Source organism: Mycobacterium sp., assembly GCF_035570115.1.
In the GTDB taxonomy this organism is placed as follows: Bacteria; Actinomycetota; Actinomycetes; order Mycobacteriales; family Mycobacteriaceae; genus Mycobacterium.
Map to the genome: position 1 here is coordinate 1 of NZ_DATMLH010000319.1, position 2,572 is coordinate 2,572.

The 2,572-nt window shown below is 64.5% G+C and carries 2 protein-coding genes and 1 pseudogene; all 3 read right to left on the reverse strand.

Annotated elements, in window-relative coordinates; translation table 11 throughout:
* The coding region (ald, locus tag VNW74_RS29960) for an alanine dehydrogenase (RefSeq protein WP_325683686.1) at positions 1–953 on the reverse strand (953 nt) is incomplete at its 3' end.
* Between the two features lie 160 nt (positions 954–1,113).
* On the reverse strand, positions 1,114–2,142 hold the full coding sequence (locus tag VNW74_RS29965; RefSeq protein ID WP_325683688.1) for an aminotransferase class IV: 1,029 nt from the start codon (positions 2,140–2,142) through the stop codon (positions 1,114–1,116).
* 58 nt (positions 2,143–2,200) lie between these two features.
* Positions 2,201–2,572 (reverse strand): annotated as a pseudogene (locus tag VNW74_RS29970) (hypothetical protein); the annotation flags it as partial.

The window sequence follows — 2,572 nt, forward strand, 5'->3', positions numbered from 1 at the left end:
TAGTGGATCACGCCCTCCTCCACATAGGTCGGGTTTGAATGCGTCGTGGGACGGCTCGTCTCGAAGCACCCGCCCTGGTCGATTGCTATATCGACCGCTACGCTGCCTGGTCGCATGCTCGCAATCATTTCTCGGCTCACCAACTTAGGGGCCTTGGTGCCGGGGACCAGGACGGCGCCAACAATGACGTCGGATTCGGCAATGTAGGCGGCCAGGCGAGCGCGATTGGGGACGACCAGGTCGAGTCGGCCCCCGAAGACGTCGGACAGGTACGCGAGTCGCGTCGGGTTCGTATCGAAGACCCGCACTATCGCCCGCATCCCTAGCGCGATCTTCGCTGCCTCGGTGCCGGCCACACCACCACCGATGATGGTGACCCTGGCGGCAGGTGTTCCTGGTACACCCCCCAGCAGCAAACCTGCGCCTCCGGCCGGGCTCTCGAGATGATGCGCGGCGGCCTGGATTGCCATCCGGCCGGCCACCTCGCTCATGGGTGTGAGAAGGGGAAGGCGCAGATCCGGGGTCTGCACGGTTTCGTACGCAATCGAGTCGATGTTCCTCTGCATGAGAAACTCGGTGAGTACACGGTCAGCGGCGAGATGGAGGTAGGTAAACAGCTGCTGCCCTTCGCGGAAGCGGTGATATTCGCTCGGAATCGGCTCCTTTACCTTCACAATGAGATCCGCTGCACCGAAGACGGCATCGGCGTCAGCCACGATGGTGGCACCTGCCTCGGCGAACTCCCCATCGCTAAATCGGGATCCCTGGCCAGCGCCTGTCTGGATAAGCACAGGGTGGCCGTCGCGCGTCAGTTCGGCGACCCCATCGGGCTGCATGGCGACGCGGTTCTCGTTGTCCTTGATCTCTGTCGGGACTCCAACTGTCAGGGATGCTGTCATGGTGCCGACTCCTTCGATGTTCAAAGTTTGAGGTCGAGGCAGGAATCTGCGCATGCGCGCGATCTAATCGCTACGGTAGCCCCTGCCACTACGCCGGCCGGAGCAGCTCATTCCGACCGTGCGTATGCACCGCCTTGGATGCCGGCATGCCTGCTCGTCGTTTCCGGGGTGCCCCGGTTCAGCGGACCGCTCCCGCGATGGCAATCGGCCGAAATCAGTACCTGATCGCCTCGATGAGCGGGGACGGCTCGTCCATCAGCGCCCAGAACCGGTCGCGGATCGCCACGGTGAGAGGCCCGGGCTTGCCGTCGCCGACCGGCTGCCCGTCGAGCGAGGTGATCGGGGTGACCCCGCCCGCCGTCGTGACCGCGATCAGTTCATCGGCATCATACAGCTCCCGGCTGCTGACGTCGCGCAGCTGCGCGACGATACCCATCGCGTCGGCCAGCTCAAGCGCCGTCTTACGGGTGATCCCGGGCAAGGCGTTGCGGGACGGTGTCGCCAGCGCGCCGTTCTTGACGACGACCACGTTAAACCCCGGACCCTCGGCGACGCAGCCGTCGGCGTCCAGGAGGATAGCCGTCCGCGCGCCACGGTCCTTCGCCTCGAAGCTGGCCGCGGTGAGGTCACCCCACTGGTAGTTCTTCACGGTCGGGTCGACCGTGTTGAGTCCCGCCCGCCGGACGTGGCGCGGCACGATCGCAGAGGTGCCGAAGATCTGCTCGTGCGGAGGGAATGCCCACAGGTAGGGAATCGCATACGCATACACCTGGGCGGTCAGCTTGCTCAGGTCCTTCTCACCCTTGCGCCGGCCGAAGCCCCGGGTGATCGTGAGGTTCACGTAGGACTCGCGCAGCTGCGAGAGCGACACGCACCGCTTGGCGATCTCCTCCAGCTCCGCCTTCGACAACGGCGACTCCAGCCGCAGCTTGCGCGCACCGTCCAGCAGCCGGTCGACGTGGTCGCTCAAGCGGAAGATGTTCCCGTGCCACACGTGCGCCACGGTGTACGTCAGGTCCGAGTGACCGAACCCGGTGTCGAAGATAGAGATCCGGGCCTCGGACGCGGGGACGTAGTCGCCTTCGATCCACGCGACACCACCGGCGAACCGGCTCGAGGTGTCCAGTTCGTAGTCGCTGTACTGGATGACCGAGCCGGGTGGGGTTTCCTCGCGGATCGCCCCGGGCTCCACGCTCACCAGGTTGCTTGTGGAGAAGTCGCTACTGGGCTCGGCGATCGTCATGGCCGACAGTCCTTCCGGGAGTTCAGGGTCCGATTACTTGACCGGTGCTCTAGGCACATCAACGGTTCGGCGGGGAGGCTTCTGCGGACTTCTCCAGCTCTACGACCTCCTGACGGTAAACGCCGGCGGATTGATTCGTGATTCGCGAGCGTAGATATAGCAGGTACCACAGCACCCCGACGGCCTCGGCTCCGAGTAGGTACAGGGCTGCCGTGTGGCCCTCGTGTGGGGTGAGCGCGATCACGATGATGGCTGCCGCGTAAGTGAAGGCGACGACCGCGACGGGTATGAACCAGCGGCCTAGTGAGAAGTCGCCCGGACGGTGATGAGGTATCTTCCGCTTCCGGTAGGCGTAGATCGCCCCGCCGACGGTGAGCGCGTAGATGAAGTAATAGGCGACGCTGGCGATTGATACGACGTTGGCGGCGAT

Excerpts from the sequence above, each read along its gene's own strand:
- VNW74_RS29965 (WP_325683688.1), bottom strand. The coding sequence starts at position 2,142 with ATGACGATCGCCGAGCCCAGTAGCGACTTCTCCACAAGCAACCTGGTG.